This is a genomic window from Pseudoduganella sp. UC29_106, assembly GCF_044055365.1.
Taxonomy (GTDB): domain Bacteria; phylum Pseudomonadota; class Gammaproteobacteria; order Burkholderiales; family Burkholderiaceae_D; genus Rugamonas.
This window is the reverse complement of the sequence record NZ_CP171977.1, coordinates 6,392,071-6,418,125: the sequence shown is the minus strand read 5'-3', so window position 1 is coordinate 6,418,125 and position 26,055 is coordinate 6,392,071. Positions and strand designations below refer to the sequence as shown.

Sequence of the window (26,055 nt, the reverse complement as noted above, 5' to 3'; positions counted from 1 at the left end):
GGTTTTTAAACGAATTCCGATATGCAAATGTCTATGGAGTTGTCAGGAGTGCATAAATGATGCTCGATCTAAAAGCCCTGCTCGGCGGCGCGCAGGCGCCGCTGGTCGGCCTCGACATCAGCACCTCCAGCGTACGCCTGGTTGAGCTGGCCGATGCCGGCAAGGATGGCCTGCGCCTGGAGCGCTATGCCGCCGAACCCCCTGCCGCGCGGCGCTGTTGCCGACGGAAATATTGAAAACATGGATCAGGTGGTCGATGCCGTGCGCCGTGTCATCAAGAAGAGCGGCACGCGCGCCCGCCACGTGGCGCTGGGCATGCCGCCCGCCGCCGTGATCACCAAGAAGATCGTGCTGCCGGCCGGCATGTCCGAAGAACAGCTGGAAGTGCAGGTCGAATCCGAAGCAAGCCAGTATATCCCGTTCGCCCTCGATGAAGTGAGCCTGGACTTCGATGTGCTCGGACCCGTGCCCAATTCCACCGAAGACATCGAAGTGATGCTGGCCGCCGCCCGCCGCGAGAAAGTGGAAGACCGCGTGGCGATCGCCGAAGCTTCGGGCATGAAGGCCCAGGTGATGGACATCGAATCCTACGCCGCGCGCGCCGCCATGGACCGCGTCGTGGCCCAGATGCCGGATGGCGGCGCCGGCCAGGTGATCGCCCTGTTCCAGATCGGCGCCCAGGTCACCCATATCTCGGTGATGCTGGATGGCGTGACCGTGTATGAGCGCGAGCAGCCTTTCGGCGGCCACTCCCTGACCCAGGACATCGTGCGCAGCTACGGCCTGGCCTACGAGGAAGCCGACGCGCGCAAGAAGACGGGCGACCTGCCCGAGAACTACGCCAGCGAAGTGCTGGCCCCCTTCCTGGAAAGCGCGGCGCTGGAAGTCACGCGCGCCATCCAGTTCTTCTTCACCTCCACTCCTTATACCAAGATCGACCAGATCTTCCTGGCCGGCGGCAGCGCCGTGCTGCCAGGCCTGCTCGACATCATCGCCAGCCGGACCCGCATCTCCAGCGCGGTGATTTCGCCCTTCAAGGGCATGCAGCTGGGTGCCGGCGTGCGCGAGCAGGCGCTGCGCAGCGACGCTCCCGGCTATCTCGTGGCCTGCGGCCTGGCGATGCGGAGGTTTGGCTGATGATACGTATTAACCTGCTGCCTCACCGCGAGGAAAAGCGCAAGCAGCGCAAGGCCGCCTTTGCCGCCCTGCTGGTGCTGGGCGGCCTGGCCGGCGCAGCCATCGTGCTGCTGGTGGGCGCGTACAACGCACGCGCCATCGCCGTGCAGGACCAGCGCAACGAAGTGCTGAAGACCTCCATCAAGCAGCTGGACGTGAAGATCGCCCAGATCGCCTCGCTGAAACAGGAAATCGAATCGCTGAAGGCGCGCCAGCAGGCGGTGGAAGACCTGCAGGCCGACCGCAACCAGCCCGTCTACCTGATGGATGAACTGGTCAAGCAGACCCCGGCCGGCGTTTACCTGAAATCCTTCAAGCAGGACGGGCAGAAGGTCACGCTGACCGGCTTTGCCCAGTCGCAGGAGCGCGTTTCGGAGCTGCTTCGCAACCTGGCCGGCAATTCGCCATGGCTGGAGCGCCCGGACCTGATCGAAGTCAAGGCCGCCACGCTCGGCCAGAACAAGAATACGGGACGCAAGGTGGTTGAGTTCAACCTGACCGTCAATATCAAGCGCCCGCGTGACAAGGACTTGCCGCCCGGCGGCAAGCCCGGCGCCAAGGCGCCCGTGACGGCTTCCGCCGCCCAGCCCTGAGAGCGCACACCATGAACATCGATTTGAAAGACATTGGAGCATCGCTGTCGGCCCAGTTCCAGGGGTTGAGCGGCGTTCACCCGGCATGTGGCCGATCGTGCCGCGCGTCCTGTGCGGCGTGGGCGTGGCGGCCGTGGTGGTGGCGCTCGGCTACTTCGCCTACTGGCAGGGCCAGTTCGAGGAACAGGAAGCGGGCGCCCAGCAGGAACTCAAGCTGCGCGACGAATACCGCCTGAAGACGGCGCAGGCGGTCAACCTGGAAGAGCTGAAGAAGCAGAAGGAAAAAGTCGACCAGTACGTGCTGCAGATGGAAAAGCAGCTGCCGAGCAAGGCGGAAATGGCGGCCCTGCTGTCGGACATCAACCAGGCCGGCCTGGGCCGCGGCCTGCAGTTCGAGCTGTTCAAGCCGGGCAAGGTCGACGTCAAGGAATATTACGCCGAACTGCCGATCGATATCCGCGTCACCGGCAATTACCACGACGTGGGCTCCTTTGCCGGCGACATGGCCAACCTGCCGCGTATCGTGACGCTGAATAATATGGCCCTGGATACCGGCAAGGACGGCACCCTGGTGCTGAATGCCGTGGCCAAGACCTTCCGCTACCTCGATCCTGAGGAAGTGGCGGCGGCGCGCAAGGCAGCCGCCGAAAAGAAGAAAGCGGAGAGGAAGAAATGATGCGCCGCGCTTACCTCCTGCTGCCCCTGCTGCTGGCGCTGGCCGGCTGCGGCGACAGCAATGTGCAGGAAGTCCGCAACTGGATGAAGGAAGTGGACGCCCAGACCCAGCCCACCGTGCAGCCGCTGTCGGAGCCGAAGAAATTCGTGCCCTTCGCCTACGCCCCGGTCGAGCAGACGGACCCCTTCAATCCCAACAAGCTGCTGACCGAGCTGGCCAAGGCGCGCCCCGGCGGCGGCCTGCAGCCGGACACCAACCGCCGCAAGGAATTCCTCGAAGGCTTCCCTCTGGACGCCATGAAGATGGTGGGCACGATGGAAAAGGACAGGCAGATGTACGGCCTGCTGCAGATCGACCGCACCGTGTACCAGGTGCGGCCGGGCCAGCACGCGGGCCAGAACTTCGGGCTGATCACCTCAGTCTCCGAAGATGCGATAGCGGTTAAGGAAATCGTACAGGATGCGGCCGGCGACTGGGTCGAGCGCATGTCGAAGCTGGAACTGCAGGAAAGTAAGGAGAACACCAAATGATCGCCATCAGAACCGTGACGCGTGCCCTGCGTTTTGCAGGCCTCGCGCTGGCGCTGGCCGGTAGCGCAGCCGTGGCGCAGGCCCAGCAAGGCAACGCGATCGAATCGATCACGGCCAACCAGCAGGGCAGCAACGTCATCGTGAAAATCGCGCTGAAAGATGCGCCCGCCAAGCTGCCCATCGGCTTTGCCATCACCAATCCGGCGCGCATTGCGCTGGACTTCGGCGCCACCAGCAACGGCACCGGCAAGACCAGCCAGGAAATCAACCTCGGTGACCTGAACAGCGTCAACGTGGTGCAGGCCGGCGAGCGTTCGCGCCTGGTCTTCAACCTGAAACGGCCGCTGAACTACGCCACCGCCATCGACGGCAATGCCGTGATCATGACCATCGACGCTTCGGGCGGCATCGCCACCGCCGTCGATGCGCGCGGCCTGCCGGTGAAGCAGGCTGCCGCTCCCGTCCCGTCGGGCAAGCAGATCCTGCGCGATATCGACTTCCGCCGCGGCTCCGGCGGCGAAGGCCGCGTGGTGGTGGACCTGCCGAACAGCCAGGTCGCCGTGGATGTGCGCCAGGGCCCGACCGGCGTGGTGGTGGACTTCATGAAGACCGGCCTGCCGGAAACGCTGCGCCGCCGCCTGGACGTGATGGACTTCGGCACTCCCGTCTCCAGGGTCACCACCGTGCCCCAGGGCGACAATGTGCGCATGACCATCGAAGCCCACGGCCTGTGGGAGCAGAGCGTGTACCAGAGCGACACCCAGCTGGTGGTGGACGTGAAGCCGATCAAGGAAGACCCGAACAAGCTGGTGCAGGGCACCCAGGGCTACCGCGGCGAGAAGCTGTCCTTCAACTTCCAGAACGTGGACGTGCGCGCCGCGCTGCAGGCGATTGCCGACATCTCGGGCCTGAACATCATCACCAGCGACAGCGTGCAGGGCAACCTGACCCTGCGCCTGAAGGAAGTGCCGTGGGACCAGGCGCTGGACGTGGTGATGCAGGCCAAGGGCCTGGACATGCGCAAGAACGGCAATGTGCTGTGGATCGCACCCAAGGAAGAATTGCTGACCAAGGAAAAACTGGAACTGGAGCAGCGCGCCCAGATCGCCGACCTGGAACCGCTGAAGTCCGAAATCTTCCAGCTCAATTACCAGAAGGCTGAAGCGTTCAAGTCCGTGTTCGGCCTGGAGGGCGCCGGCGACGCCAAGAACCGCATCCTGTCCAAGCGCGGCAGCGCCATCATCGAACCGCGTACCAACCAGCTGTTCGTGACCGATATCGCGTCCAAGCTGGACGACGTGCGCAAGCTGATCGCCAAGACCGACGTCGCCACCAAGCAGGTGCTGATCGAGGCACGTATCGTGGAAGCGGCCGACACCTTCACCCGCAACCTGGGCGCCAAGCTGGGCTTCGCCGACCTGCGCACCCTGCGCGGCGGCGATTCGGGCTGGCAGCTGGGCAGCGGCGACACCCGCCTGGGGCTGGGCGGCAATATTACCGGCGTGGGCCAGGGCACGGGCCAGGTCAGGGTCGACAACGCCACCGATTCCTGGAACAACACCCAGTTCATCAACCTGCCGGCGGCCGGCATCAACGGCCAGCAGGCCGGCAGCCTGGCCATCAGCCTGTTCTCCTCGGCCGCCAACCGCTTCCTGAACCTGGAGCTGTCGGCCCTGGAAGCGGACGGCACCGGCAAGATCATCTCCAGCCCGCGCGTGGTCACCGCCGACAAGGCCGCCGCCACCATCGAGCAGGGCGTGGAACTGCCATACCAGATCGCCACTTCCAGCGGCGCCACCGCCATCGTGTTCCGCAAGGCCAACCTGAAGCTGGACGTGGTACCGCAGATCACGCCGGACGGCAATGTGGTGCTGGACGTGGATGTGAATAAGGATAGCGTCGGCCAGGAAACCCGGGCCGGCTTCGCAATCGACACCAAGCACGTGAAAACTCAGGTGATGGTGGAAAACGGCGGTACTGTTGTACTGGGTGGCATTTACCAGCAAATCGAACGCAACTCCGTCAGCAAAGTGCCGGTGTTGGGCGATGTGCCGATACTTGGCAACCTGTTCAAGAATAACAGCCGTACAAACGACAAGACCGAACTGCTGGTCTTTATCACGCCAAAAATCGTTGCAGAACGCCTGTCGGCGCGCTGAGACGAGTATTCCGCTTCAAAAAAGGGTAATAAGAAATGAGCATTCAAGGTTTACGAAAATTCTCCGGCTGGCTGGGCGCCTTAGCCTGCGCCAGCCTGCTGGCCGCCTGCGGCGGCGGTGGCGGCTCGGCCGGCACCAACTTCAACGGCCAGCAGCCGTCGAAGGCTTCCAGCATCGTGCTGACGGCCAGCGCCGGCACCATCGCGTCCTCCGGCCAGGATGGCACCGAAGTGACCCTGACGGCCATCGTCAAGGACGGAAACAACAATGTGCTGCCGAATGAGACCGTGAGCTTCAAGTCCAGCTCCGGCAACATCAGCAACAGCAACCGCACCACCGATTCCAACGGCCAGGTGGTGGAGAAACTGAACGTGAAGGGCGATTCCAGCCTGCGCGACATCACCATCACCGCCAGCGCTGGCGGCGCGACCTCCAACACCGTCACGGTGAAGGTCGTCTCCGCCACCCAGACCCTGACCCTGACCACCGATTCCGGCACGCTGCAATCGTCGGGCGCCTCCGGCTCCGAAGTGACCGTGACGGCCCTGGTCAAGGATTCCAACAACACCGTGATGTCGGGCGTGAAGGTCGACCTGTCCGCCGATTCGGGCAGCCTGACCTCGGGCACCCGCCTGACCGACGCCAACGGCCGCGTGACCGAGAAGCTGTCCACCGGCGGCGACCCGACCTCGCGCCAGATCAAGGTGACTGCCTCGATCCCTGGCCTGACTCCGGTCAGCACCACGGTGGCAGTTTCCGGCACTCATCTGACCGTCAACTCCAACAGCGCCGTCAACCTGGGCGCCACCACCGACGTCACCGTCAAGCTGGTCGATTCGGCCGGCAATGCGCTGTCCGGCAAGACCGTGAGCTTCAGCGCTTCGCGCAACCAGGTTTCCGTCAAGGGCGGTGGCAGTGCCGTGACTGACGCAGCCGGCCAGCTGATCCTGAGCTACTCCGGCAGCAGCAGCGGCAGCGACGTGATCACCGTGAAATCCATGGGTGAAACGGCCAGCGCCTCGATTACCGTCGGTTCCTCCAGCTTCAGCGTGGCCGTAGTGGACGGCGCCGATACGGCCCTTGCCAGCGCCGACATCAACACCTGCCAGCGCGTGCTGGTGCGCAGCCTGGGCGGCACCGTGCTGACCGGCACCGCCACCGTCAGCTCCTCGCGCGGCACCATGTATTCCGATGCCTCCTGCACCACCGTGCTGAATTCGGGCGTGGCCTTCGTTGCCGGCAACGCGACCGCCTATGTCCAGGCCACCAGCCCGGGCGTTTCCACCCTGAACGCGACTGCCAGCAGCACCGGCTCCACCGCCCAGGGCGTCGTGGAATTCGTGGCCCCGCTGCTGCCGTCGTCCACCGTGACCGTGCAGGCCGATCCGGCCGTGCTGGGCGCCAATACGCCGGGCAGCACCTCGCAGCAGACCACCATCCGCGCCGTGGTGCGTGATGGCACCGCCCAGAACAACCTGGTGAAAAACGCCGTGGTGAGCTTCTCCATCGTGACCGACCCAAGCGGCGGCACGCTGACCCAGCCTTCGCTGGTGACCACCGGCGCCGATGGTTCCGCTTCCATCAGCTATATTGCCGGTACCTCGTCGACCGCCGTCAACGGCGTGGTGATCCGCGCCCAGGTACAGGGCGTGAGCGCCAACAACACCGTCGCCCTGACGGTGGCGCGCAAGTCCCTGTTCATCTCCGCCGGCACCGGTAACTCCGTTGCTACGCCGGACAGCGCCACCTACCGCGTGGATTACGCCGTCTTCGTGTCCGATGCGAACGGCAATGCCGTGCCGGGCGTGAACGTCACCGCCGCCGTGCGCCCGCGCTACTATTACAAAGGTGTCATGATCTTCGTGGGTCAGGATGGCCCATGGGTGCCGCAAGCTTCCTATGCCTGCCCGAACGAAGACGTCGACGGCAACGGCCTGCTGGGCGGTGGTGAAGACGTGAACGGCAATGGCCGCCTCGATCCGGGCATTCCGATCAACGTGACCTCGACCGGCACCACGGACGCCGCGGGCAAGGCCACCGTGTCGCTGACCTACCCGCGCGACCGCGCCAAATGGATGGCGGTGGACCTGACCATCCGCGGCCAGGCATCGGGCAGCGAAGCGGTACTACGTGGCTTACATTCCACGCCTGCTGGGCCTCGCCGACGACTACCGCGACAAGGCCATCACGCCGCCTGGCGCGACCAGCCCATTCGGAGCATTTGTCACCGCGCCATCCGGCGTCTTGGGTGACTGTGCAAATCCGAATTAAAATATGTGAATGCAAAATGTTTATCTGGTAGGTTTAATGGGGGCAGGCAAGACGACCATCGGCCGTCTTCTTGCCCGGAAACTGGGGTTGCGCTTCATAGACTCGGATCACGAGATTGAAGCGCGCACCGGCGCATCGATCCCGTGGATCTTCGAGATCGAAGGCGAACAGGCGTTCCGTCGCAGGGAAGCGGATGTGATCCGTGACCTGACCGGCCAGCACGGCGTAGTGCTGGCCACGGGCGGCGGCGCCATCCTCAATGACGAAAGCCGCGCGCTGCTGATGGAGCGCGGCACCGTGATCTACCTGCGCGCCTCGATCAACAGCATCCTGGCGCGCACGGCGCACGACAAGAACCGGCCCCTGCTCCAGACGGCCGATCCCCGCAAGAAACTGGAAGAGTTGCTGGCCCAGCGCGAGCCGCTGTACATGGAAATGGCCCATCTGGTGATCGATACCGGCCGTCCTAACGTACAATCGATGGTTAACGCGATTTTGAACCAGCTGGACGCGCTGGCCTGCCAGGCCGCGCCGAACTGCTCCACCCAGGCGGAACCCTCGATGACTGAAGAATCCCGACTGCTGCTGAACGTCGATCTCGGCGAGCGCAGCTACCCTATTAATATCGGCCCGTCCCTGCTGGACGAGCCGGAACTGTTTGCCCGCCACGCCGGCGGCAAGAAAGTGGCCATCGTCACCAACACCACCGTGGCGCCGCTGTACCTGGAGCGCATACGCGCCCCGCTGGCGGCGGCCGGCAAGGAAGTCATTTCCGTGGTGCTGCAGGATGGCGAAGAATTCAAGAACTGGTCCAGCCTGATGCAGATCTTCGATGCGCTGCTGGCCAATAAATGCGATCGCAAGACGACCATGATCGCCCTTGGCGGCGGCGTGATCGGCGACATGACCGGCTTTGCCGCGGCGTCCTATATGCGCGGCGTGGACTTCATCCAGGTGCCGACCACCTTGCTGTCCCAGGTCGATTCCTCGGTGGGCGGCAAGACCGGCATCAACCACCCGTTGGGCAAGAACATGATCGGCGCCTTCTACCAGCCGAAAGTGGTGGTGGCCGATACTTCCACGCTCGATACGCTGCCGGACCGCGAACTGTCTGCCGGCCTGGCCGAAGTGATCAAGCATGGCTGCATCATCGACACCGCCTTCTTCGAGTGGATCGAAGCGAATATCGGCAAGCTGATGGCGCGCGACAAGGGCGCCCTGGCTTACGCCATCGCCCGCTCCTGCGAAATCAAGGCTGACGTGGTGCGCCAGGATGAGCGCGAGGGCGGCTTGCGCGCCATCCTCAATTTCGGCCACACCTTCGGCCACGCCATCGAGGCGGGCCTGGGCTATGGCGACTGGCTGCACGGCGAGGCGGTGGGCTGCGGCATGGTGATGGCGGCCGACCTGTCCCAGCGCATGGGCTATATCGACGCCGCCACCGTGGAGCGCATCCGCGCCCTGGTGGACGCCGCCGGCCTGCCGGTGAAGGCGCCCAACCTGGGCGTGCAGCGCTGGCTGGAGCTGATGGAGGTGGACAAGAAGAACGAGGGCGGTGCGATCAAGTTCATCCTGCTCAATCCTCTCGGCAAAGCCGATATCACCAACGCACCGCAGGACCTGCTGCTGCAAACGCTGGCAGCCTGCACGGAATAAGCATGGAAGAGACGCTCGCGCCCTACGCCGCACATTCGGATAAGGGGCGCGGCCGCCGTTATGCCGAAACGCCCCACGCCTCGCGCTCGCAGTTCCAGCGCGACCGCGACCGCATCATCCATTCCACGGCCTTCCGCCGCCTCGAATACAAGACCCAGGTCTTCCTCAACCACGAGGGAGACCTATTCCGCACGCGCCTGACGCATAGCCTGGAAGTGGCCCAGATCGGCCGCTCGCTGGCGCGCAACCTGCTGCTGAACGAGGACCTGGTCGAAGCAATCGCGCTGGCGCACGACCTGGGCCACACGCCTTTCGGCCACGTCGGCCAGGATGTACTGAACGAATGCATGAAGGAGCACGGCGGCTTCGAGCACAATCTGCAAAGCCTGCGCGTGGTCGATCATCTGGAGGAGCAGTACGGCGCCTTCGATGGCCTGAACCTGATGTTCGAAACGCGCGAGGGCATCCTCAAGCACTGTTCGCTGAAGAACGCCAGGCTGCTGGGCGAAGTGGCGCAGCGCTTCATCGACCGCACCCAGCCCTCGCTGGAAGCCCAATTGACCAACCTGGCCGACGAAATCGCCTACAACAGCCATGATATCGACGATGGACTGCGCTCCGGCCTGATCTCGATTCCGCAGCTGGAACAGGTGGATTTCTTCGCCCGCCTGTGGCGCGATGTGCAGCATGCGCATCCGGGCCTGGCGGGACGCCGCGCAATCTATGAAACCTTGCGCCGCCTGATCACTGCACTGGCGGACGATCTGATCGTCACGTCCACCGAGCGCATCGCCGAACATGGCCCGCAAAGCCTGGACGATGTGCGCAACGCACCGCCGCTGATCCGCTTCTCGGACCAGATGCGCAAGGATGCCACGGAACTGAAGCGCTTCCTGCACGAGAACCTCTACCGCCACTACAAGGTCAACCGCATGCGCCTGAAGGCCAGCCGCATTGTGCGCGAGCTGTACGAAGCCTTCGGCGCCGACGCGGCGCTGCTGCCGCCCGACTACCGCTGCGAGGAAGGCCCCAGCGCCCAGGCGCGCCGCATCGCGGACTACATCGCCGGCATGACCGACCGCTACGCCATCGCCGAACACCGCCGGCTGTATTCGCTCGAAGAGCTTTAGAACATCCTTGTCTGCGCTTGTGCGCGGTCGCCCAGCAACTCCAGCAACAGCTTCTTGATGGGGGCGGGCAGGGCGGCTTCGGCCAGCGCGGCGGCTGGCAGCCAGCTGTAATGCGGTTCGCCGGCCAGCGCGGCGCGCTTTGACAGCGTAATCAGCAGCGGCGCGATGTGCAGCTTGTAGTGGGTGAAGACGTGCGTCACGGTTTTCAGGCGTTCCTGCGATTCGACGGCGCCGAAGGGGGACGCGGCTGCGGCGACGGCGGCCGGATCGACGTCCGGCACGGCGGCGCCATCGTCGTCATCTGCGGCGTTGTGTCCGTCCAGTTCGGGCAGCGAGAGCAGCCCGCCCCAGATGCCGCTCGCCGGACGCTGCTCGAGCAGCACCTCATCACGGTCCACGATCAGCAGCATGGTTGCGTGCTTTTCGGGCGTCGCCTTCTTAGGCTTACGCACCGGGAGGTCTTTCACGCGCTGCGTGGCAAAGGCCACGCAGCGCGGCTGCATCGGACAGCGCGTGCAATCGGGGCTGCTGCGCGTGCACAGCGTGGCGCCCATGTCCATCAGGCCTTGCGTGTACGGCTCGATACCTTCTTGCGGCAGCAGCGCTTCGGCGCGCGCCCACATGGCTTCTTCCGTCTTGCGCTCGCCGGGGTAGCTGTCGACGCCGAACACGCGCGCGAAGACGCGCTTCACGTTGCCGTCCATGATGGCGGCGCGGCGGCCTGACGAGAACGCGGCGATGGCGGCGGCGGTGGAGCGGCCGATGCCGGGCAGGTCGGCCAGCAGGGCGGGGTCGCTGGGGAAGATGCCGCCATATTCAGCCACCACGCGCTGGGCGCATTTGTGCAGGTTGCGGGCGCGCGTGTAGTAGCCCAGGCCGGACCATTGCGCCATCACGTCCTCCACCGGCGCGGCGGCCAGGTCTTGCAGAGTGGGGAAGCGCTCGAGGAAGCGGGCGAAGTAGCCCAGCACGGCGCTGACTTGCGTTTGCTGCAGCATGATTTCGGACAGCCAGATCTTGTAGGCGTCGCGGGTGTTTTGCCAGGGCAGCGTGTGGCGGCCGTGCTGCTTTTGCCAGCTGATCAGGGCGGCGGAGAAGGTGGGGTCGTGGTACTGCAAAAGTATTCCTCTGTTCATGCACGGCGGATCAATGATCCGCCCTACACGCCGGGGGTGGCGTGGATGCTGTTTCCTTTTGCGCCGGCCTTATGCGGCGGCGGGAAGGGCGACGAGTTCGGAGTTGATGGCGATATTCACGGCGCCGGCCAGTTCGGCCAGGCGCGACTTCTGCGCTTCCAGCTCCTCCTGCATGCGCTCGAATGCTTCGATCTTCTGCTCCAGCGTGTCGGTCGCGTCGTGGATGCGCTGGATCGAGGCCTGGCGGTGCTTCAGCTGTTCCTTATGCTGCTTGATCTGCGCCTCGAGCGGCGCCATGATCACTTTCAGCCAGGCTTCCGCGTCCGCATTGGCCGACTTGTAGCAGCGCTTCACGGACGAAGCGATGGAATCGAAAAAGCGCTCCATCAGCACCACGCGCGTGGTCGTCATCAGCGCGGCGGTGCCGAACTGCTTGTGATAGACCTCCTCCGTTGCCGCGATTTCGTCCACATACCTGGCCAGCGAGAAAGGCATGGGCATGTTCAGCTGCAAGCCATGCTCGCCGGAGAACTTGCGGTACATCCCTTCCATCATCTCGCGGATTTCCACGATCTTCTTTTCGGACGCATCGAAGTCCGCGCGCAGCTGGTCGAAGAACACGCGCACCGCATCGCGCATGCCGGCCGAGAAGCGGCTGCTGGACATCGCATCGCGCACCGTGTGCACATGGTCGCGCAGCACGTCCATGCCCAGGCTGGAATACAGCTCGGTGGACAGGCGCGTGAACACCGCGCGCGTCGCCTGCAGCTTGAACAGGCTCTCGTCGAACTCCTTCTTCTCCGCATCCACGCGCTTCATCATGTGCGTGATCACGTTCTGGTTCTTGCCGCGCAAGCCCTTCAGCTCCAGCAGCTGCTCCACGATGCCGCGCACGCGCGTGGACAGCATCGCATGCTGCGACGTGCTCAAGGCCTGCATCTCGTCGGACAGGCGCTTGCGGATGATGTCCTTCTTGGCCGGGATCAGCTCGTTGAACAGCGCGCCTTCCAGCTGCTCCATGCGGCTCTTTTCCAGCAAGGCCTTGTCGCTGGTAATCTTGCCCAGCAGCGCCTTCTGCGCGGACACCGGGAACACCTGGCGCGCCGGAAGGCCCAGCATGTGCGCCACATGCTCCTGCTGGCGCGCGATCTCGCTTTCGACTTCCGCATCGCTGCGCAGCGCATCCCACATCGAGTCGATCTTGTTCAGCACCACCATGCGTCCCGCGCCGCCGCCGATGTGGTTGCGCCAGACTTCGATATCGCTTTTGGTCACGCCGGTGTCGGCGGCCAGGATGAACAGCACGGCGTGCGCGTGCGGAATCAGGTTCAGCGTCAGCTCCGGCTCGGTGCCGATCGCGTTCAGGCCCGGCGTATCGAGGATCACCAGGCCCTGCTTCAGCAGCGGGTGGGGGAAGTTGATGATGGCGTGGCGCCACAGCGAGATTTCGACCAGGCCGTTGTCGTCCAGCGTGACGGGCATGTCCGGATCGTTCTCGTCATACAGGCCGTAGCGCTTCGCTTCCTCCACGCTTACGTGGCGCGTCAGGCTGACCTGCTTGAACACATCGTGCATCTCGTCCGCACGGTCAAGGTTCAGCGGCAGCATGGTCCACGCGGCTGCCTGGTCGCGGTAGTCGCTGGTGGAGAGGTTCTCGGCCCGCGTTTCGATCGGCAGCAGGCGGATGCAGGGCGGGTAAGCCGGGTCGTACATCAGCTCCGTCGGACACATCGTGGTGCGCCCGGCGGCCGACGGCAGGATGCGCTGGCCGTAGTCGGCGAAGAAGATGGCGTTGATCAGTTCCGATTTACCGCGCGAGAATTCAGCGACGAAAGCGACGGACAATTTATCGTCCACCAGCTTTGCCAGCGTGCGCGCCAGGCGCTGCTCGGCGGCGGCGTCGGCCAGCTCGGCCCCCACCACCCAGTTGCGGTAATTTTGCAGCGCCGCGACCACATTCTGTCGCCACGCGCTGTACTGCTCCAGGTCCCTGACCATCATGAGACTTACCCCGTTGTTATTTTTGACAGTTTACGCAATAGAAGGTTGAACGCTGTCCCTGCTTGATCTGGCGCACGGGGGCACCGCAGATCCGGCACGGGACACCAGCACGATCATAGACGAAATATGTCTGCTGGAAATACCCGGATTGTCCATTTACGCTGATAAAGTCACGCAAAGTGCTGCCGCCTTGCACAATCGCCTCGGACAGCACGTCGCGGATCGCTTGCGCGAGACGATCGTAACGTGCCGCGCTGATGCGGTTGGCCGCCGTTTTCGGGTTGATGCCGGCCCGGAAGAGGCTTTCAGAACAATAGATATTGCCCACGCCGACCACGATGTCGCCCGCCATCAGCACCTGCTTGATGGCGGCGCTGCGCGTGCGCGTCTGTTCCCACAGCAGCTTGCCGGTAAACTCGGGGCCGAGCGGCTCCACGCCCAGGCCGCGCAGCAGCAGGTGCTCGTCCAGTTCGCCTTCCTCGCGCGGATGCCACAGCACGGCGCCGAAACGGCGCGGATCGGTCATGCGCAACACTTGCAAGCCATCGGGGCCGTCCACGACCATGTCGAAATGATCATGCTTTTGCGCGGGAATATCGGTGGGCAGCACGCGCAAATGGCCGGACATGCCCAGGTGGATGATCAGCGTGCCCGTATCGAAATGTATCAGCAGGTATTTGCCGCGCCGCCCGGTCGCAAGCACCGCCTTGCCCGCCAGCGCGGCAGGCAAATCCTCCGGAAACGGCCAGCGCAGGCCGTCGCGCCGCAGGATGACTTCGCGCACGGTACGGCCTTCGATATGGGGCGCTACCCCGCGCCGGGTGACTTCAACTTCTGGTAATTCAGGCATGTTTGGGGATTTGCTTACACCTGCAAAGCAACGCAAGTTGTGGGTTGGCGTAGAATCAAGACCTGAGCCCGACTTTGCAGGATCATCCATTGAAAAACGCATTCGCCATTGTAACGCTCTCGGCCCTGCTGTCCGCTTGCGCCGTCGTACCGAAGCAAGCGCCCGAGCCCGCCCAGGCGCCGGACCTGGCCGCCTTGCCATCCACGCCGGGCGACGCCCTCGCTACGATCGCCAGGCAGGAAGAGCCGCTGCCCTCCGTCGAGCTTACAAGCGACCTGTTCTACAAACTGACCAAGGCCGAACTGGACTTCAAGCGCGGCCAGTGGCAAAGCGCCTATATCAGCATGATGGTGCTGGCCCAGCAGACCCGCGACCCGCGCCTGGCCAAGCGTTCCGCCGAAATGGCGCTGGCCGCCAAGCAGGGCAACGAGGCGCTGGCGGCGATCCGCCTGTGGCGCGAACTGGCCCCGGATTCGGACGAAGCGGCGCAATACTTTCTCGGCTTCTCGGTGCTGGGCGACGACCTGAGCGAGGCCGAGCAGCTGTTTGCGCAGCGCCTGCAGGCGGCCCCGCCGGCCACGCGCGGCCTGGCCATGTTCCAGATGCAGCAATTCCTGCTGCGTGCCAAGGACAAGGCCGCCGCCTTCGCCCTGATGCAGCGCGTGCTGAAGCCTTATGACTCGATGCTGGAAACCCACTGGTGCTGGCCCAGGGCGCCTATGCGGCGGAAGACAAGGAACGCGCCCAGGCCGAAGCGAAGCGTGCGCTGGCCATCAAGCCCGATTCCGAGCTGGCGGCCCTGACCATGGCCCAGGTGCTGCAGGACCTCGATGGCGCCGCCACCCTGTTCACCGGCTTCCTCAAGAAATATCCCGACGCGCGCGAAGTGCGCTCCGCCTACGCCCGCCTGCTGGTCGAACAAAAGAAATTCGACAAGGCCACCGACCAGTTCCAGATCCTGCTGAAAGCCCAGCCGGACAATCCCGCCACGCTGTATGCGCTGGGCATCATGTCCATGCAAGGGAATAACGCCAAGGTCGCCGAGGATTACTTCAAGCGCTATGTGGAAGTGCTGGACAAGAGCCGGACCCGGACCGCGACCCGTCCAAGGCGCTGATGATCCTGTCCCAGATCGCTGAAGAACGCGGTGACTACGATGCCGCCATCGGTTGGCTGGAGCGCATCGACAACGATGATCCGCGCATGCTGCTGGCGGCCCGCCTGAAACGCGCCCACCTCACGTCGCGCAAGGGCGATGTCGATGGCGCCATGGCGCAGCTGAAGGAAATCCAGCCGACCGACCAGGCCGAAGAAGTGCAGATCCTGCAGACCAAGGGCCAGCTGCTGCGCGATGCGGGCCGCTCCAAGGAAGCCTATTCCACGCTGGAAGATGGCGTGCTGCGTTTCCCGAACAGCCCGGACCTGATGTACGACTACGCGCTGGCAGCTGAAAAGCTGGGCAAGCTCGATTCGATGGAAACGGCGCTGCGCAAGGTGATCGAGTCCGTGCCGGAAAACCATCACGCCTACAACGCGCTGGGTTACTCCTTCGCCGACCGCAATATCCGCCTGCAGGAAGCCTATGAGCTGATCGAAAAGGCGCTGACGATGGCGCCGGGCGATCCTTTCATCATGGACAGCATGGGCTGGGTCAAGTTCCGCATGGGCCAGCTGAAGGAAGCGGAGCAGATGCTGCGCCAGGCCTACACGCTGCGCAGCGATCCGGAAATTGCCGTTCACCTGGGCGAAGTGCTGTGGGCCCAGGGCGACAAGGCCGCCGCCCAGCAGCTGTGGCGCGAAGCGCGCTCCAAGGATCCGAATAACGATGCGCTGCGCAGCACCCTGGCGCGCCTGAATGCCAGCATCTGATGGGCGCACGCATTCGCATCGCCGCCGTCGCCGCGGCCTTCCTCCTTGCCGGCTGCGCCACGACGAGCACGCCGCGCGCGCGCGGCTGGCGCGGTGTCCGCCGACGCCGTCGAGCTGCATGGCCGCCTGTCCGTGAAGTACACGCAGAACGGCGAACCGAAATCCATGTCCGGCAAGTTCGACTGGAAGCAGACGCCGCAGCGCACGGATGTGGCGCTGATGTCGCCGGTCGGGTCCACCATCGCCACCATCGCCGTCACGCCGCAGGAAGCGGTGCTGACCGAAAGCGGCAAGCCGCCGCGCAGCGCGCCCGATATCGACACCCTGAGCGCCCGCATCCTCGGCTGGTCGCTGCCCGTGGCCGGCCTGCGCGACTGGCTGCAAGGGCAGGCCACCGCCGCCGACGGCAAGCGCTTCACCGCCAGCCCCGCCCACGACGCCGTCACCACCAACGATGGCTGGCGCCTGAGCTTTGTGTCCTGGCAGGAGGGCGCCACGCCGCCGAAACCCAAGCGCATCGACGCCGAACGCTCCGCCACCGGCCAGATTGAAGAAATGTCCCTGCGCATCGTCATCGATGCCGAATAAGCAAGAATGAAAAGCCTGAAGAATTGCCCGGCTCCGGCCAAGCTGAACCTGTTCCTGCACGTGACCGGCCGCCGCGCCGATGGCTACCACTTGCTGCAAACAGTATTCCAGATGATCGACCGCTGCGACTCCCTCGACTTCGAGCTGCGCGATGACCATGAAATCCGCCGCGTGAACGATGTGCCGGGTGTGCCGGAAGATAGCGACCTCGTGATCCGCGCCGCCCGCATGCTGGCGGCCGCCGTGCAGCAGCGCACCGGCGTGCAGCCACCCGGCGCGGATATCACGCTGCACAAGGTGCTGCCCATGGGCGGCGGCGTTGGCGGCGGCTCCTCGGACGCGGCGACGACGTTCATGGCCTTGAACAAACTGTGGGCGGCCGGCCTGTCGAAGCAGGAGCTGATGGACCTCGCGCTCCCCCTGGGCGCCGACGTCCCATTCTTCATCTTCGGCGAGACCGCCTTTGCCGAAGGCGTCGGCGAGGCGCTGCGTGCGGTGGATGCGCCTGACTGGTGGTACGTGGTGATCGAGCCGGGCGTGCACGTGCCAACGCCACAAATTTTTACTTCCGGGCATTTGACAAGGAATACCCAGCCCGTTAATATGTCGGACTTTTCCAGCTACCACGCAAATCGAAACGATCTGCGGCAGTTTGGGAAGAACGATTTGCAACAGGTAGCGACCCGGTTGTTCCCGCAAGTAGCAGAAGCGGTAGAATGGCTGGATGCTTACGGTGACGCCAGGATGACTGGCTCCGGTGCATGTGTGTTCTGCGCAGTCCGCAGCGAAGAACAGGCCGATGCAGTGCTCGCCAGAGTGCCTGCCGCCTGGACTGGCTGGAAGGCGAAAGCGCTGAAACGGCACCCGATCATCGAAAAGTTGTGAAGCGTAAAAAGATTTGGCTTTTCGTGAATTAGGCCTTATAATGTCGGCCTACTGACGGAAAGCAGTCAGTTAAGAGTAGGGGAATCGCCAAGCTGGTTAAGGCACCGGATTTTGATTCCGGCATACCAAGGTTCGAATCCTTGTTCCCCTGCCACCGTTTTCCCTGGATCTGTCGAGGCGCTGGTCTCCAGCCAGGGTTAAAAACAAGACTCCCGCTAGCAAGCGCGGAGCACTTTCAAGATTTCAAAACTCATCTCTCGGGACTCCCAATGGCTTACGAAAACCTGATGGTTTTTACCGGCAACGCTAATCCTGCCTTGGCAGAAGGGGTCGCAAAGAATCTCGGCATTCCTCTCGGCAAAGCAGTCGTATCGAAGTTCTCGGACGGCGAAGTCATGGTCGAAATCAACGAAAACGTCCGCGGTAAAGACGTCTTCGTGCTGCAATCGACCTGTGCGCCGACTAATGACAGCCTGATGGAACTGATCCTGATGGTCGATGCCCTGAAACGTGCGTCCGCTGGCCGTATCACCGCTGCAATTCCTTACTTCGGCTACGCCCGCCAGGACCGCCGTCCGCGTTTCCGCCCGCGTGGCAATTTCGGCCAAGGTTGTGGCCAATATGCTGGAAGGCGCCGGCGTTGAACGCGTGCTGATCATGGATCTGCACGCTGACCAGATCCAGGGTTTCTTCGATATCCCGGTTGACAATATTTACGCTTCGCCAATCCTGCTGGGCGACCTGCAGAAGAAGGACAACGAAAACCTGCTGGTGGTGTCCCCGGACGTCGGCGGCGTGGTGCGCGCCCGTGCGCTGGCCAAGCGCCTGAACTGCGACCTGGCCATCATCGACAAGCGCCGTCCAAAAGCCAACGTGTCCGAAGTGATGAACATCATCGGTGACGTCGAAGGCCGCAACTGCGTGATCATGGACGACATGGTCGATACCGCCGGTACCCTGGTCAAGGCCGCTGAAGTGCTGAAAGAGCGCGGCGCCAAGAAAGTGACCGCATACTGCACGCACGCCGTGCTGTCCGGCCCGGCGATCGAACGTATTACCGGCTCCTCGCTGGACGAGCTGGTGGTGACCGACACCATCCCGCTGTCCGAAGCAGCCAAGTCCTGCGGCAAGATCCGTCAACTGACCTGCGCACCGCTGCTGGCAGAGACCTTCAAGCGCATCATCAAGGGCGATTCCGTGATCTCCCTGTTCGTAGACTAAGATTTTCCGGCCGCGGGAAACCGCGGCCGTTTGCGTGAGCTGCCCTGGTCGCGGGGCATCTCAATTACCCGGCAAGGCATCGGCCTTGTCTTTTTATTTGGAGCTTTCCATGAAAGTTGTAGCATTCAAACGTGATCTGCAGGGCACGGGTGCGAGCCGCCGCCTGCGTAATTCCGGCCAGACCCCTGGCATCATCTACGGCGGTACCGAAGCACCGGTGACCATCGCCCTGGACCACAACGCGCTGTACCACGCGCTGAAAAAAGAAGTGTTCCACTCGTCCATCCTGGACCTGGAAATCGACGGCAAAGTACAGAAAGTACTGCTGCGTGACTTCCAGATGCACGCGTACAAGCAACTGGTTCTGCACGCTGACTTCCAGCGCGTTGACGCCAACAAGCCGCTGCACGTGAAAGTGGCCCTGCACTTCGAAAACGCTGAAGTGTCCCCAGCTGTGAAACTGCACGCTGCGACCATCAGCCACGTGGCCAACGAGATCGAGATCTCCTGCCTGCCAGGCGACCTGCCAGAGTTCATCGTTGTTGACCTGTCGAAGATGGAAGTCGGCCAGTCGATCCACGCTTCCGCGCTGACCCTGCCGAAGGGCGTGACCATCGTGACCCACGGTTCCGACGCAACCATCGCCACCGCTTCCATCCCGGCCGGCCACGTTGCTGCTGAAGCTGCTGCCGCTGCTGACGAAGAGAAGAAGTAATTTAAACCCAAGGCCTAAAACTGGTGTCTGCCACATCGTGGCAGACACTTGGTTTCCGCCGTTGGTTTTAAGAAGAACCCCGCCCCGCGGGGTTTTTTTTTCGCCCGTCCACCTTGAATTCCTGACACCTGTCAGCTATTTTTTACATGTGAGAGAAAAAACGAACCGTAGCGATGGTGATCTGCTGCTGGCAAGACTGGCTGCCCTCGCCAATCCGCACCGCCTGCGCATCATTGCGGCCCTCGCCAACGGCGGCCGCAATTATGTCAGCCAGCTTGCCCGCGAGCTGGAGATGAGCCGTCCGCTGCTGCACCTGCACCTGCAGAAGCTGGAAGACGCCGGCCTGGTCACCAGTCAGCTGGAGCTGTCGCAGGACGGCAAGGCGCTGAATTACTTCGAGGTCAACCCCTTTGGGCTGGAACTGACGCCGTCCACCATTGCGGCGGCGGCGCCCACATTGAGCAAAGAGGAATAGCAATGTCTGAACATATCTATCTGGTGACGCTCAGCTTTCCCTTCATCACGGCGCTGATCATCTTCGGCATGAAGTATTACGCGGCCATCCAGCAGGCGCGGGCGAACGAAGCCTACCGCCAGCTCGCCGCCCAGGCCGCCGCACAGCAGGCCGACATGCTCACCACCCTGACCGCGCTGCGCGCCACGGCCGCCGAAACGGCCGTACGCCTGGCAGCCGTCGAAAAGCTTCTCAAACAAGTGGAATAAGGAGGCCGGACATGAACACCATACCGCTGTGGCGCCTGTACCTGTTGCGGGCGATGTACCTGCTGATCGTGCTTGGCCTGGGCGCCGTCATCTGGCCCGGCGTGCTGAGCGGCCGCGCCATGCACGACTTGAACCAGAGCGTGATCTCCAGCATGCTCGCCGCCTTCTCGCTGGCCGCGCTGCTCGGCCTGCGCTATCCGCTGCAGATGCTGCCCATCCTGTTCTGGGAGCTGACGTGGAAAACCATCTGGCTGCTGAACGTCGCCCTGCCGCAATGGCTGAACGGCACGATGGATGCCCGCACCGCGCAAACCGCCTTCGACTGCTCGCTGGTCATCCTGATCCCCTTCGTCATCCCCTGGGGCTATGTATTCGACCACTACCTCCGCAAACCCGGCGACCGGTGGTATGCTGAACGCTCGACAAGGGAGGCATGACATGCGCACACACGTCTGGATTGCAGCACTTGCTTTCATCTCCGCTCCGGCCTGGGCGGCCGACAAGAATGCCGAAGTGACGGCCATCCACGCCGTCGACCACGCCTGGCTCAAGGCCTACACCGCCGGCGATGCGGACGCCATCTCGAAACTGTATGACGAGCAGGCCGTGCTGCTGCCCGCCAACCACCCGGCCGTGAAGGGCCGCGCGGCAATCAGGGAATTCTTCGTCAAGGACATCGCCGAAACCTCCAAGGCTGGCGTCAGCACGAGCTTTGGCGACAAGCCCGATGGCGGCGCGAACGGCAACCTGGGCTGGGCCTCCGGCACTTTCACCGTCAAGGACAAGGACGGCAAGAGCGTCGCCACCGGCAAATATCTTTCGGTGAGCAAGAAGGTCAACGGCAAGTGGCTGTACTGGCGCGACACCTGGAATACCGACGCCATGCCCGGCAAACCCTGACGCAACAGGCGGCCGGGTATAATCTGCGCTTTTCCAAGCGTTAGCACAGCCATGCCCATCCGCCTGATCGTCGGTCTCGGCAACCCCGGTCCCGATTACGAACAAACCCGTCACAACGCCGGCTTCTGGCTGGTGGACAACCTGGCCAACTCGCTGCCGAATGCGCGCCTGCAGCGCGAGTCCGGCTTCAACGCGCTGGTGGCCAAGACGGTCATCGGCGGCAACCAGGTCTGGCTGATCGAACCGCAAACCTATATGAACCGCTCCGGCCAGTCGGTCGGCGCCATCGCGCGCTTCTACAAGATCCAGCCGGACGAAGTGCTGGTGGTGCACGATGAGCTGGACCTGCCGCCCGGCTCGGCCAAGCTGAAAAAGGGCGGCTCCTCCGGCGGCCACAACGGCCTGAAAGACATTACCTCCGCCCTTGGCACCCAGGACTACTGGCGCCTGCGCATCGGCATCGGCCACCCGCGCACGCTGAACCTGCAGCAACCCGTCGCCGACTTCGTGCTGCACCGCCCGCGCCGCGAAGAACAGCTGCTGATCGAAGAAGCGATCGAGAAATCCCTACGCATCATCCCAATCGCCGTCGCCGGCGACTTCCCCAAGGCGACGATGGAGCTGCATACGCCATGAGGCCGGCGCTCAGGCCTTGCTATCCACCTGGCGCAGCAGGCGCCACACCATCGCGGCAACCACCGCAACGCCCAACAGCAGCACGCCCCACAGCAGGACCAGGCGGCGCGTGGCGCTGGCGGCGTCCGCGTCGGCCCGCCTTGCGGCGGCGGCCAGGACATCGCCCTGCAACTGCGCTGCGCCGGTCCCGTGCCTGTTCCAGCGATCGCAGTTCCGCTTCCTTGAAGCCGGGCGCCACATCGCTCATTGCCCGCTCGGCGGAAACCGCCTTGTCCCGCCCAACGGCGAGCGAGTAGGGCGCAGTGCCGCCGGCGACGAAGACCAGCGTGGCGGGCTGCCAGCTCACGCGCAGTGCCGGGCTGGCGGCGGGCGGCTGGTCGAAGCGCAGTACCCAGCGGTCACCGAGGTAGGACGGCACAAGGATATCCGCCGATTCGTAAGGCTTGCCATCGCGCTCCAGCCGATAGAAAGTCGTGCGCAGCACCGGCTCGAACCATATTCGGCCCTTGCGCGCCTGCTCGCGGTAGCGGCCCAGCGTGGCCGGCAGCACGACGGCGCCGCCGTCGAACTGCAGCCCGGCACGCGTGGCGGGAACACCTGGCGGCTTCGCGTACTGAAGATCCCGCGCTTCCCGACCCGCTTGCGCCGGCAGCAGCAGCGATTCGACAGCTGCCGGCGCGTCTCGAGTGCACCTGCGCCTCGGCCGTGATGGCCGCGAACTGCACCGGCTCGCCGCCGCGCCAGCGCAGGCGGGCGTAACGCATGCGGCGCGGCGCGAACTCCAGCTTGTCATTGGCAAGCGTTTCATCGCTGGCATTGGCCAGCCAGCTCAGTTCCGCCACGCCCACGGTCTCCCAGCTCTTCAGATCATTGCTGGCCTCCAGCCATACCTGGCCGGTGTAGGTGCTGCGCCCCGCTGGCAGCTGGAAACGCAGCGCATCGATCAGCGGCGGCTCGGCGTCGCCTTCCTGGCGCAAATCCAGGACCAGCGCGGCGAGTTGCTGGCGCGGGCGCGCAGCATCCTTCGCCGCCGGCAAACGCACCGACAGCACGCGGCCATCGCTGCCGGTGCTGACTTCCAGTCCCGCCAGCTCGCCGTCAACGCTGTCGGCCATCAGCGGGAACACGCGCACGGCAAGGCTGCGGTGGCTGGTCTGCATCGCGTTTTCCGGCTGGCGCAGCGCAAAGGGCTGCACCACGCCGCGCGCATCGAACACGCGCAAGTCGCGCAGGTCGGGCGAATGAGCATTGAGATAGACGGCGCGCGGAACCTGCAGCTGCACCACGCTTTGCTTGCCGCTGACGTTCACCGGAATCACGTGGCTGTAATCGAGCGGCGTATCGCTGGCCGCCGCCAGCGCGGCCGCGAGGATCAGGGCGCTCATGCCGCCTCCTTCTGCGATGGGCCGCCCCGGTCGGCGGGGTAGGGCGCCAGATAGCCGATGCCGACCATCAGCGCACCCACGCCGAGGAAGGAAACGATGCGCTCAACGCCGCCTACATTGGAGAGATCTACCAGGAACAGCTTGGCCAGCACCACGCCAAGCAGTACGGCGCCCGCCACCCACAGCGCGCGGCCCTGCCTGCGCGCCGCATGGCGCATCAGCACCAGCGCCGTTACGCTCCACACCAGCGACAGCATGGCTTGCACGAACTGCGAGGCGAACATGGCGTCGAAGGTGTAGGGCACGTCGAGATAGTGCGAGACAGTGCGCAGCAGAGCCAGGTTGAACCACCCGTAGCCGGCCAGTGCCGCAACGACGATCAGTTGCGGGCGCCGGCTGGCCAGCTTGTCCTCCAGCAGGCGGTAGGCGGCAATGGCCAGTAGCAGGGCGAAGATGCTGGTCAGGTCCAGCGGGTTCGCCAGCGGGATATAGGGCAGCGGCGCCATCGCCCCATCCTGCGACAGGTTCCACGCCGCCGCAAGCAGCAGCGACCACGCGCAGCCCAGCGGCAGCAGCACCGTGCGATACCACTCGGCGACAGGATGCACCGGCCAGGCATCCGCACGCACGCGGCGTATGGTCCACGCCAGCACGCCCATCATCAGCCAGGCCGGCAGGAAACGCGACCAGGCCGGGTCGGCATGGCTGCCCTCCAGTCCGAGCTTGATCCAATACGCCGCCACCGGCCAGATCATCAGCCACGGACCGGCCGAACGCAGCGTGTGCAGAACGCGCAGCGCAAGCGGCGAGATCGTCCAGCCTTGCCGCGGCCAGCTGTGCAGCAGCCATTCGGACAGCAGCCATAGCGCGGCGAAGGCGGTCCAGAATTCCCTTCCGGGCATGCTGTCGAAGTGCAGCTGGATCAGCATGCCCACCGTAGACAGCGCAAACAGCGCCCATGCCGGCAAAGCGGTCCAGCGCAGCGCCGGCCAGGCGAGGCGATGCGCGAGCATCATCCAAAGCGGAGTAGTGGCCGCGATCAGCAGGCAGTAGGCCGGCCATTGCAGGTCCAGGCGCACATAGTCGCCGCGCTCGTAGTGCGCCAGCGCCCAGTTGGACAGCGTCGGCGCCACCATCAGCAGCCACCACAAGGCCGACCACCCCAGCGCGATCGCCGACAGCCGCTGTTGCGCGGCTTGTCCATGCCGCATCAGCGCCCAGGCGGTGAAGCCGCCGCCGGCGAGAATCATCACGCCGCCGAGGAAGGGCGTCGCAAACAGGTCGGTGGACACAGGCGCCAGTTCCGCCTGCAACAGCATCAGGAAGAGCAGGGCGGCGCCTGCGAGCCACTGGGCGGCCAGCGCCAGTCCGCGTGCCAGCGTCCATTCCATGCGTTGTGCGACGAACCCCAGCAGCGCGGCGGCAACGAGAGCGCTGGCGACCAGCAGGTTGGCCTGCACCGTGCCGTGGGTACGCAGCAGGATCTCCGTCCACGCGCCGCCGACCAGCCACACGGCGGCGCCGGCCAGGAACACGGCGGCCAGGACTTTCACCAGCGGCGACGCGTCGTCACGCTGAGCACGGAAGCGCGTCGCCATCAGGAAGGCGCTGACGGCCAGCAGCAGGAAGCCCAGCCACAGGTTGGAATGCAGCGCCGCTTCCTGGTCGATGCCGGACACGCTGCCGATGAAGCTCGCCCCACGCGCCCAGTTGCACCAGCAGGCCGAAGCCCCAGGCCAGCGGCTGGCGCTGGCGCAGTCCGATCCACACGATGCCCGCGCCTTCCAGTGCCCAGGCGGCGGACGTCCAGCGGCCATCGAGGGCGAAGGGAATGGCGAGCGTGCCGAACACCACGGCCAGCGCGACGAAGGCGTCGACCAGCATGCCGTACACGGCGCGGCGGCGCGCCAGCGTCATCGCCAGCGTGGCGTAGAACAGGGCGAGCGCCAGGGCGGAATAGGCCATGCCGAATGCCATATCCTTAACCAGCGGGAATTGCAGGCTGGCGGCCAGCATCGGCGTGCCGAATACCAGGGTGCCATCGACATAGCTTTTCAACCTGGGCGCCTGCAGGCGCGCGTAAGCGACGGCGATGCCAACGTAGTAGAGGAAAAACAGGGCCAGGAAGGCTTGCACCGACAGGTAATCCTGCGGCTCGTAGCGCAGCACACCCCAGGCGGTGCCGATGGCAAAGGTGAACGCAAACCCGAGCAGGTTCAGTGCGCGCCAGGAGCGCTTCAGCGCAATCGCCAGCACGCCGGCATTCAGCACGGCGTAATAGCTGAACAGCGCGACGTGGCTGCCGCCGCCGGTCGAAGCCAGGATCGGCGCCGCGAAACCGCCGACGATGCCGAAGATCGCCAGCCATTGCGCATTCTGCAGCACGGCCAGCAGGCAGGTGCCCAGCGTCAGCAGGAACAGCAGGGCGAAGGCCATGCCGCCCGGGATCAGGTGGTACAGCCGGAACGCGCCGAAAGTCACCAGCATCAGCACGGCCATGCAGGTGCCTTGCAGCGGGAGGCTGACCGACTTGTTGCTGTCGCGGATGCGCCAGGCCCAGGCCAGCGCGGCCAGGTCGACCAGCACGATGCTGGCCAGGCGCAGTTCGATCGGTACTGTGACGCGCGCGGCCGCATATTTCAGCAGGAAGCTGACGCCAATAAACAGGACCAGCAGGCCGATCTTCGCGAACCAGGTTCCCCTCGAACAGCCAGCGCCGCGCAGCCCGCACCCACGCCGGCGGCTCGCTCGGCAGCCTCCGCGCCGCTTGCGTCTCGCCGCCCGCGTTCGCTCCCTCGCCGCGCCCCCGCCGCGTCCGCGGCCGTCGCCGCCTCGTCCCCGGCCGTCGCTGCAGCGTCTGCAGCCATCGCTGTCGCGTCGAACGTGTCGCGCTGCCCAGCCGCGATCGCAGCCTCCGCGCCGGCGCTATCTGACTGTCGCGCCGCATCGGCAGGC

General features: G+C 64.5%; 23 protein-coding genes, 1 tRNA gene and 4 pseudogenes. 21 read left to right on the top strand and 7 right to left on the bottom strand.

Annotation, left to right across the window (positions count from 1 at the left end):
• The first annotated feature begins 59 nt into the window (after window positions 1–59).
• The 8 genes and pseudogenes from ACHMW6_RS31975 (at window position 60) to ACHMW6_RS31940 (ending at window position 10,191) form a co-directional block, all read left to right on the top strand.
• Window positions 60–1,137: pseudogene (locus ACHMW6_RS31975) on the top strand (pilus assembly protein PilM).
• Window positions 1,137–1,769: a PilN domain-containing protein gene (locus ACHMW6_RS31970; protein ID WP_395403166.1), complete on the top strand. Its 633-nt coding sequence runs from the start codon at window positions 1,137–1,139 to the stop codon at window positions 1,767–1,769. Before ACHMW6_RS31975 ends, ACHMW6_RS31970 begins: the two are co-directional and overlap by 1 nt.
• An 11-nt stretch (window positions 1,770–1,780) precedes the next feature.
• A pseudogene (locus ACHMW6_RS31965) lies at window positions 1,781–2,445 on the top strand (type 4a pilus biogenesis protein PilO).
• Window positions 2,442–2,975: a pilus assembly protein PilP gene (locus tag ACHMW6_RS31960; protein WP_395403164.1), complete on the top strand. Its 534-nt coding sequence runs from the start codon at window positions 2,442–2,444 to the stop codon at window positions 2,973–2,975. The pseudogene ACHMW6_RS31965 and the gene ACHMW6_RS31960 overlap by 4 nt, the downstream one beginning before the upstream one ends.
• A complete protein-coding gene (pilQ, locus tag ACHMW6_RS31955) occupies window positions 2,972–5,134 on the top strand; it encodes a type IV pilus secretin PilQ (protein ID WP_395403162.1) in 2,163 nt (720 codons plus the stop codon). Before ACHMW6_RS31960 ends, pilQ begins: the two co-directional genes overlap by 4 nt.
• 35 nt (window positions 5,135–5,169) lie before the next feature.
• Entirely contained in the window at window positions 5,170–7,386 is a 2,217-nt protein-coding gene (locus ACHMW6_RS31950; protein ID WP_395403160.1) for an Ig-like domain-containing protein, read from the top strand.
• 55 nt (window positions 7,387–7,441) lie between these two features.
• Window positions 7,442–9,061 carry a bifunctional shikimate kinase/3-dehydroquinate synthase AroKB gene (gene aroKB / locus ACHMW6_RS31945; RefSeq protein WP_395403158.1) on the top strand — a complete coding sequence of 540 codons (1,620 nt, stop codon included), beginning with the start codon at window positions 7,442–7,444 and terminating at the stop codon, window positions 9,059–9,061.
• Window positions 9,062–9,063: 2 nt separating this feature from the next.
• Complete coding sequence (locus tag ACHMW6_RS31940; protein ID WP_395403156.1) at window positions 9,064–10,191, top strand: deoxyguanosinetriphosphate triphosphohydrolase; 1,128 nt, start codon at window positions 9,064–9,066, stop codon at window positions 10,189–10,191.
• On the opposite strand, the gene mutY is transcribed toward ACHMW6_RS31940, so the two are convergent.
• The 3 genes from mutY to mutM form a co-directional block, all read right to left on the bottom strand.
• A complete protein-coding gene (gene mutY / locus ACHMW6_RS31935) occupies window positions 10,188–11,327 on the bottom strand; it encodes an A/G-specific adenine glycosylase (RefSeq protein ID WP_395403154.1) in 1,140 nt (379 codons plus the stop codon). The two genes, ACHMW6_RS31940 and mutY, sit on opposite strands and share 4 nt — an antisense overlap.
• A gap of 69 nt (window positions 11,328–11,396) precedes the next feature.
• Window positions 11,397–13,325 (bottom strand): dynamin family protein, encoded by a 1,929-nt coding sequence (locus ACHMW6_RS31930; protein WP_395408766.1) that lies wholly within the window; start codon window positions 13,323–13,325, stop codon window positions 11,397–11,399.
• Window positions 13,326–13,344: 19 nt separating this feature from the next.
• Complete coding sequence (gene mutM / locus ACHMW6_RS31925; RefSeq protein WP_395408765.1) at window positions 13,345–14,178, bottom strand: bifunctional DNA-formamidopyrimidine glycosylase/DNA-(apurinic or apyrimidinic site) lyase; 834 nt, start codon at window positions 14,176–14,178, stop codon at window positions 13,345–13,347.
• An 89-nt stretch (window positions 14,179–14,267) separates the two neighbouring features.
• Here mutM and ACHMW6_RS31920 point away from each other — a divergent pair, with 89 nt between their 5' ends.
• From ACHMW6_RS31920 to pth, 13 genes and pseudogenes are all read left to right on the top strand, one after another.
• Window positions 14,268–14,981 carry a hypothetical protein gene (locus ACHMW6_RS31920; protein ID WP_395403152.1) on the top strand — a complete coding sequence of 238 codons (714 nt, stop codon included), beginning with the start codon at window positions 14,268–14,270 and terminating at the stop codon, window positions 14,979–14,981.
• Window positions 14,879–15,295 (top strand): tetratricopeptide repeat protein, encoded by a 417-nt coding sequence (locus tag ACHMW6_RS31915; protein ID WP_395403150.1) that lies wholly within the window; start codon window positions 14,879–14,881, stop codon window positions 15,293–15,295. The genes ACHMW6_RS31920 and ACHMW6_RS31915 overlap by 103 nt, the downstream gene beginning before the upstream one ends.
• Window positions 15,295–16,047: a heme biosynthesis protein HemY gene (locus ACHMW6_RS31910; RefSeq protein WP_395403149.1), complete on the top strand. Its 753-nt coding sequence runs from the start codon at window positions 15,295–15,297 to the stop codon at window positions 16,045–16,047. Before ACHMW6_RS31915 ends, ACHMW6_RS31910 begins: the two co-directional genes overlap by 1 nt.
• Window positions 16,048–16,140: 93 nt before the next feature.
• A complete protein-coding gene (locus ACHMW6_RS31905; RefSeq protein WP_395403147.1) occupies window positions 16,141–16,635 on the top strand; it encodes an outer membrane lipoprotein LolB in 495 nt (164 codons plus the stop codon).
• A 6-nt stretch (window positions 16,636–16,641) separates the two neighbouring features.
• Window positions 16,642–17,520 carry a 4-(cytidine 5'-diphospho)-2-C-methyl-D-erythritol kinase gene (gene ispE / locus ACHMW6_RS31900; RefSeq protein WP_395403145.1) on the top strand — a complete coding sequence of 293 codons (879 nt, stop codon included), beginning with the start codon at window positions 16,642–16,644 and terminating at the stop codon, window positions 17,518–17,520.
• 77 nt (window positions 17,521–17,597) lie between these two features.
• A tRNA-Gln gene (locus ACHMW6_RS31895) sits at window positions 17,598–17,674 on the top strand.
• 115 nt (window positions 17,675–17,789) lie between these two features.
• Window positions 17,790–18,741, top strand: a pseudogene (locus ACHMW6_RS31890) (ribose-phosphate pyrophosphokinase).
• Between the two features lie 109 nt (window positions 18,742–18,850).
• Entirely contained in the window at window positions 18,851–19,456 is a 606-nt protein-coding gene (locus ACHMW6_RS31885; protein ID WP_395403143.1) for a 50S ribosomal protein L25/general stress protein Ctc, read from the top strand.
• Complete coding sequence (locus ACHMW6_RS31880) at window positions 19,413–19,931, top strand: ArsR/SmtB family transcription factor (RefSeq protein WP_395403141.1); 519 nt, start codon at window positions 19,413–19,415, stop codon at window positions 19,929–19,931. The genes ACHMW6_RS31885 and ACHMW6_RS31880 overlap by 44 nt, the downstream gene beginning before the upstream one ends.
• Window positions 19,932–19,933: 2 nt before the next feature.
• Window positions 19,934–20,179: a hypothetical protein gene (locus ACHMW6_RS31875; protein WP_395403140.1), complete on the top strand. Its 246-nt coding sequence runs from the start codon at window positions 19,934–19,936 to the stop codon at window positions 20,177–20,179.
• Between the two features lie 11 nt (window positions 20,180–20,190).
• On the top strand, window positions 20,191–20,616 hold the full coding sequence (locus ACHMW6_RS31870; protein ID WP_395403138.1) for a hypothetical protein: 426 nt from the start codon (window positions 20,191–20,193) through the stop codon (window positions 20,614–20,616).
• Between the two features lies 1 nt (window position 20,617).
• Window positions 20,618–21,079: a YybH family protein gene (locus tag ACHMW6_RS31865; RefSeq protein WP_395403136.1), complete on the top strand. Its 462-nt coding sequence runs from the start codon at window positions 20,618–20,620 to the stop codon at window positions 21,077–21,079.
• A gap of 51 nt (window positions 21,080–21,130) precedes the next feature.
• Entirely contained in the window at window positions 21,131–21,715 is a 585-nt protein-coding gene (gene pth / locus ACHMW6_RS31860) for an aminoacyl-tRNA hydrolase (protein WP_395403134.1), read from the top strand.
• A gap of 19 nt (window positions 21,716–21,734) precedes the next feature.
• On the opposite strand, the gene ACHMW6_RS31855 is transcribed toward pth, so the two are convergent.
• The 4 genes and pseudogenes from ACHMW6_RS31855 to ACHMW6_RS31840 all read right to left on the bottom strand — a co-directional run bounded on the left by ACHMW6_RS31855 (window position 21,735) and on the right by ACHMW6_RS31840 (window position 25,743).
• The gene (locus ACHMW6_RS31855; protein WP_395408764.1) at window positions 21,735–22,508 is read right to left on the bottom strand and encodes a DUF3999 family protein; all 774 of its coding nucleotides are present in this window, start codon (window positions 22,506–22,508) and stop codon (window positions 21,735–21,737) included.
• Window positions 22,462–23,100, bottom strand: a pseudogene (locus ACHMW6_RS31850) (DUF3999 family protein); the annotation flags it as partial. The gene ACHMW6_RS31855 and the pseudogene ACHMW6_RS31850, both read right to left, overlap by 47 nt.
• A complete protein-coding gene (locus ACHMW6_RS31845) occupies window positions 23,097–24,779 on the bottom strand; it encodes a DUF2339 domain-containing protein (protein ID WP_395403132.1) in 1,683 nt (560 codons plus the stop codon). The pseudogene ACHMW6_RS31850 and the gene ACHMW6_RS31845, both read right to left, overlap by 4 nt.
• On the bottom strand, window positions 24,670–25,743 hold the full coding sequence (locus ACHMW6_RS31840; protein ID WP_395408763.1) for a DUF2339 domain-containing protein: 1,074 nt from the start codon (window positions 25,741–25,743) through the stop codon (window positions 24,670–24,672). Before ACHMW6_RS31840 ends, ACHMW6_RS31845 begins: the two co-directional genes overlap by 110 nt.
• Window positions 25,744–26,055 lie beyond the last annotated feature (312 nt).

Bases quoted from the DNA above. Each gene is read 5' to 3' on its own strand.
- ACHMW6_RS31870 (WP_395403138.1), top strand. From the start codon at position 20,191: ATGAACACCATACCGCTGTGGCGCCTGTACCTGTTGCGGGCGATGTAC.
- mutM (WP_395408765.1), bottom strand. From the start codon at position 14,178: ATGCCTGAATTACCAGAAGTTGAAGTCACCCGGCGCGGGGTAGCGCCC.
- pilQ (WP_395403162.1), top strand. From the start codon at position 2,972: ATGATCGCCATCAGAACCGTGACGCGTGCCCTGCGTTTTGCAGGCCTC.
- ACHMW6_RS31970 (WP_395403166.1), top strand. From the start codon at position 1,137: ATGATACGTATTAACCTGCTGCCTCACCGCGAGGAAAAGCGCAAGCAG.
- ACHMW6_RS31950 (WP_395403160.1), top strand. From the start codon at position 5,170: ATGAGCATTCAAGGTTTACGAAAATTCTCCGGCTGGCTGGGCGCCTTA.
- ACHMW6_RS31885 (WP_395403143.1), top strand. From the start codon at position 18,851: ATGAAAGTTGTAGCATTCAAACGTGATCTGCAGGGCACGGGTGCGAGC.
- mutY (WP_395403154.1), bottom strand. From the start codon at position 11,327: ATGAACAGAGGAATACTTTTGCAGTACCACGACCCCACCTTCTCCGCC.
- aroKB (WP_395403158.1), top strand. From the start codon at position 7,442: ATGGGGGCAGGCAAGACGACCATCGGCCGTCTTCTTGCCCGGAAACTG.
- pth (WP_395403134.1), top strand. From the start codon at position 21,131: ATGCCCATCCGCCTGATCGTCGGTCTCGGCAACCCCGGTCCCGATTAC.
- ACHMW6_RS31865 (WP_395403136.1), top strand. From the start codon at position 20,618: ATGCGCACACACGTCTGGATTGCAGCACTTGCTTTCATCTCCGCTCCG.
- ACHMW6_RS31875 (WP_395403140.1), top strand. From the start codon at position 19,934: ATGTCTGAACATATCTATCTGGTGACGCTCAGCTTTCCCTTCATCACG.
- ACHMW6_RS31940 (WP_395403156.1), top strand. From the start codon at position 9,064: ATGGAAGAGACGCTCGCGCCCTACGCCGCACATTCGGATAAGGGGCGC.
- ACHMW6_RS31910 (WP_395403149.1), top strand. From the start codon at position 15,295: ATGATCCTGTCCCAGATCGCTGAAGAACGCGGTGACTACGATGCCGCC.
- ispE (WP_395403145.1), top strand. From the start codon at position 16,642: ATGAAAAGCCTGAAGAATTGCCCGGCTCCGGCCAAGCTGAACCTGTTC.
- ACHMW6_RS31855 (WP_395408764.1), bottom strand. From the start codon at position 22,508: ATGACAAGCTGGAGTTCGCGCCGCGCCGCATGCGTTACGCCCGCCTGC.
- ACHMW6_RS31930 (WP_395408766.1), bottom strand. From the start codon at position 13,325: ATGGTCAGGGACCTGGAGCAGTACAGCGCGTGGCGACAGAATGTGGTC.
- ACHMW6_RS31960 (WP_395403164.1), top strand. From the start codon at position 2,442: ATGATGCGCCGCGCTTACCTCCTGCTGCCCCTGCTGCTGGCGCTGGCC.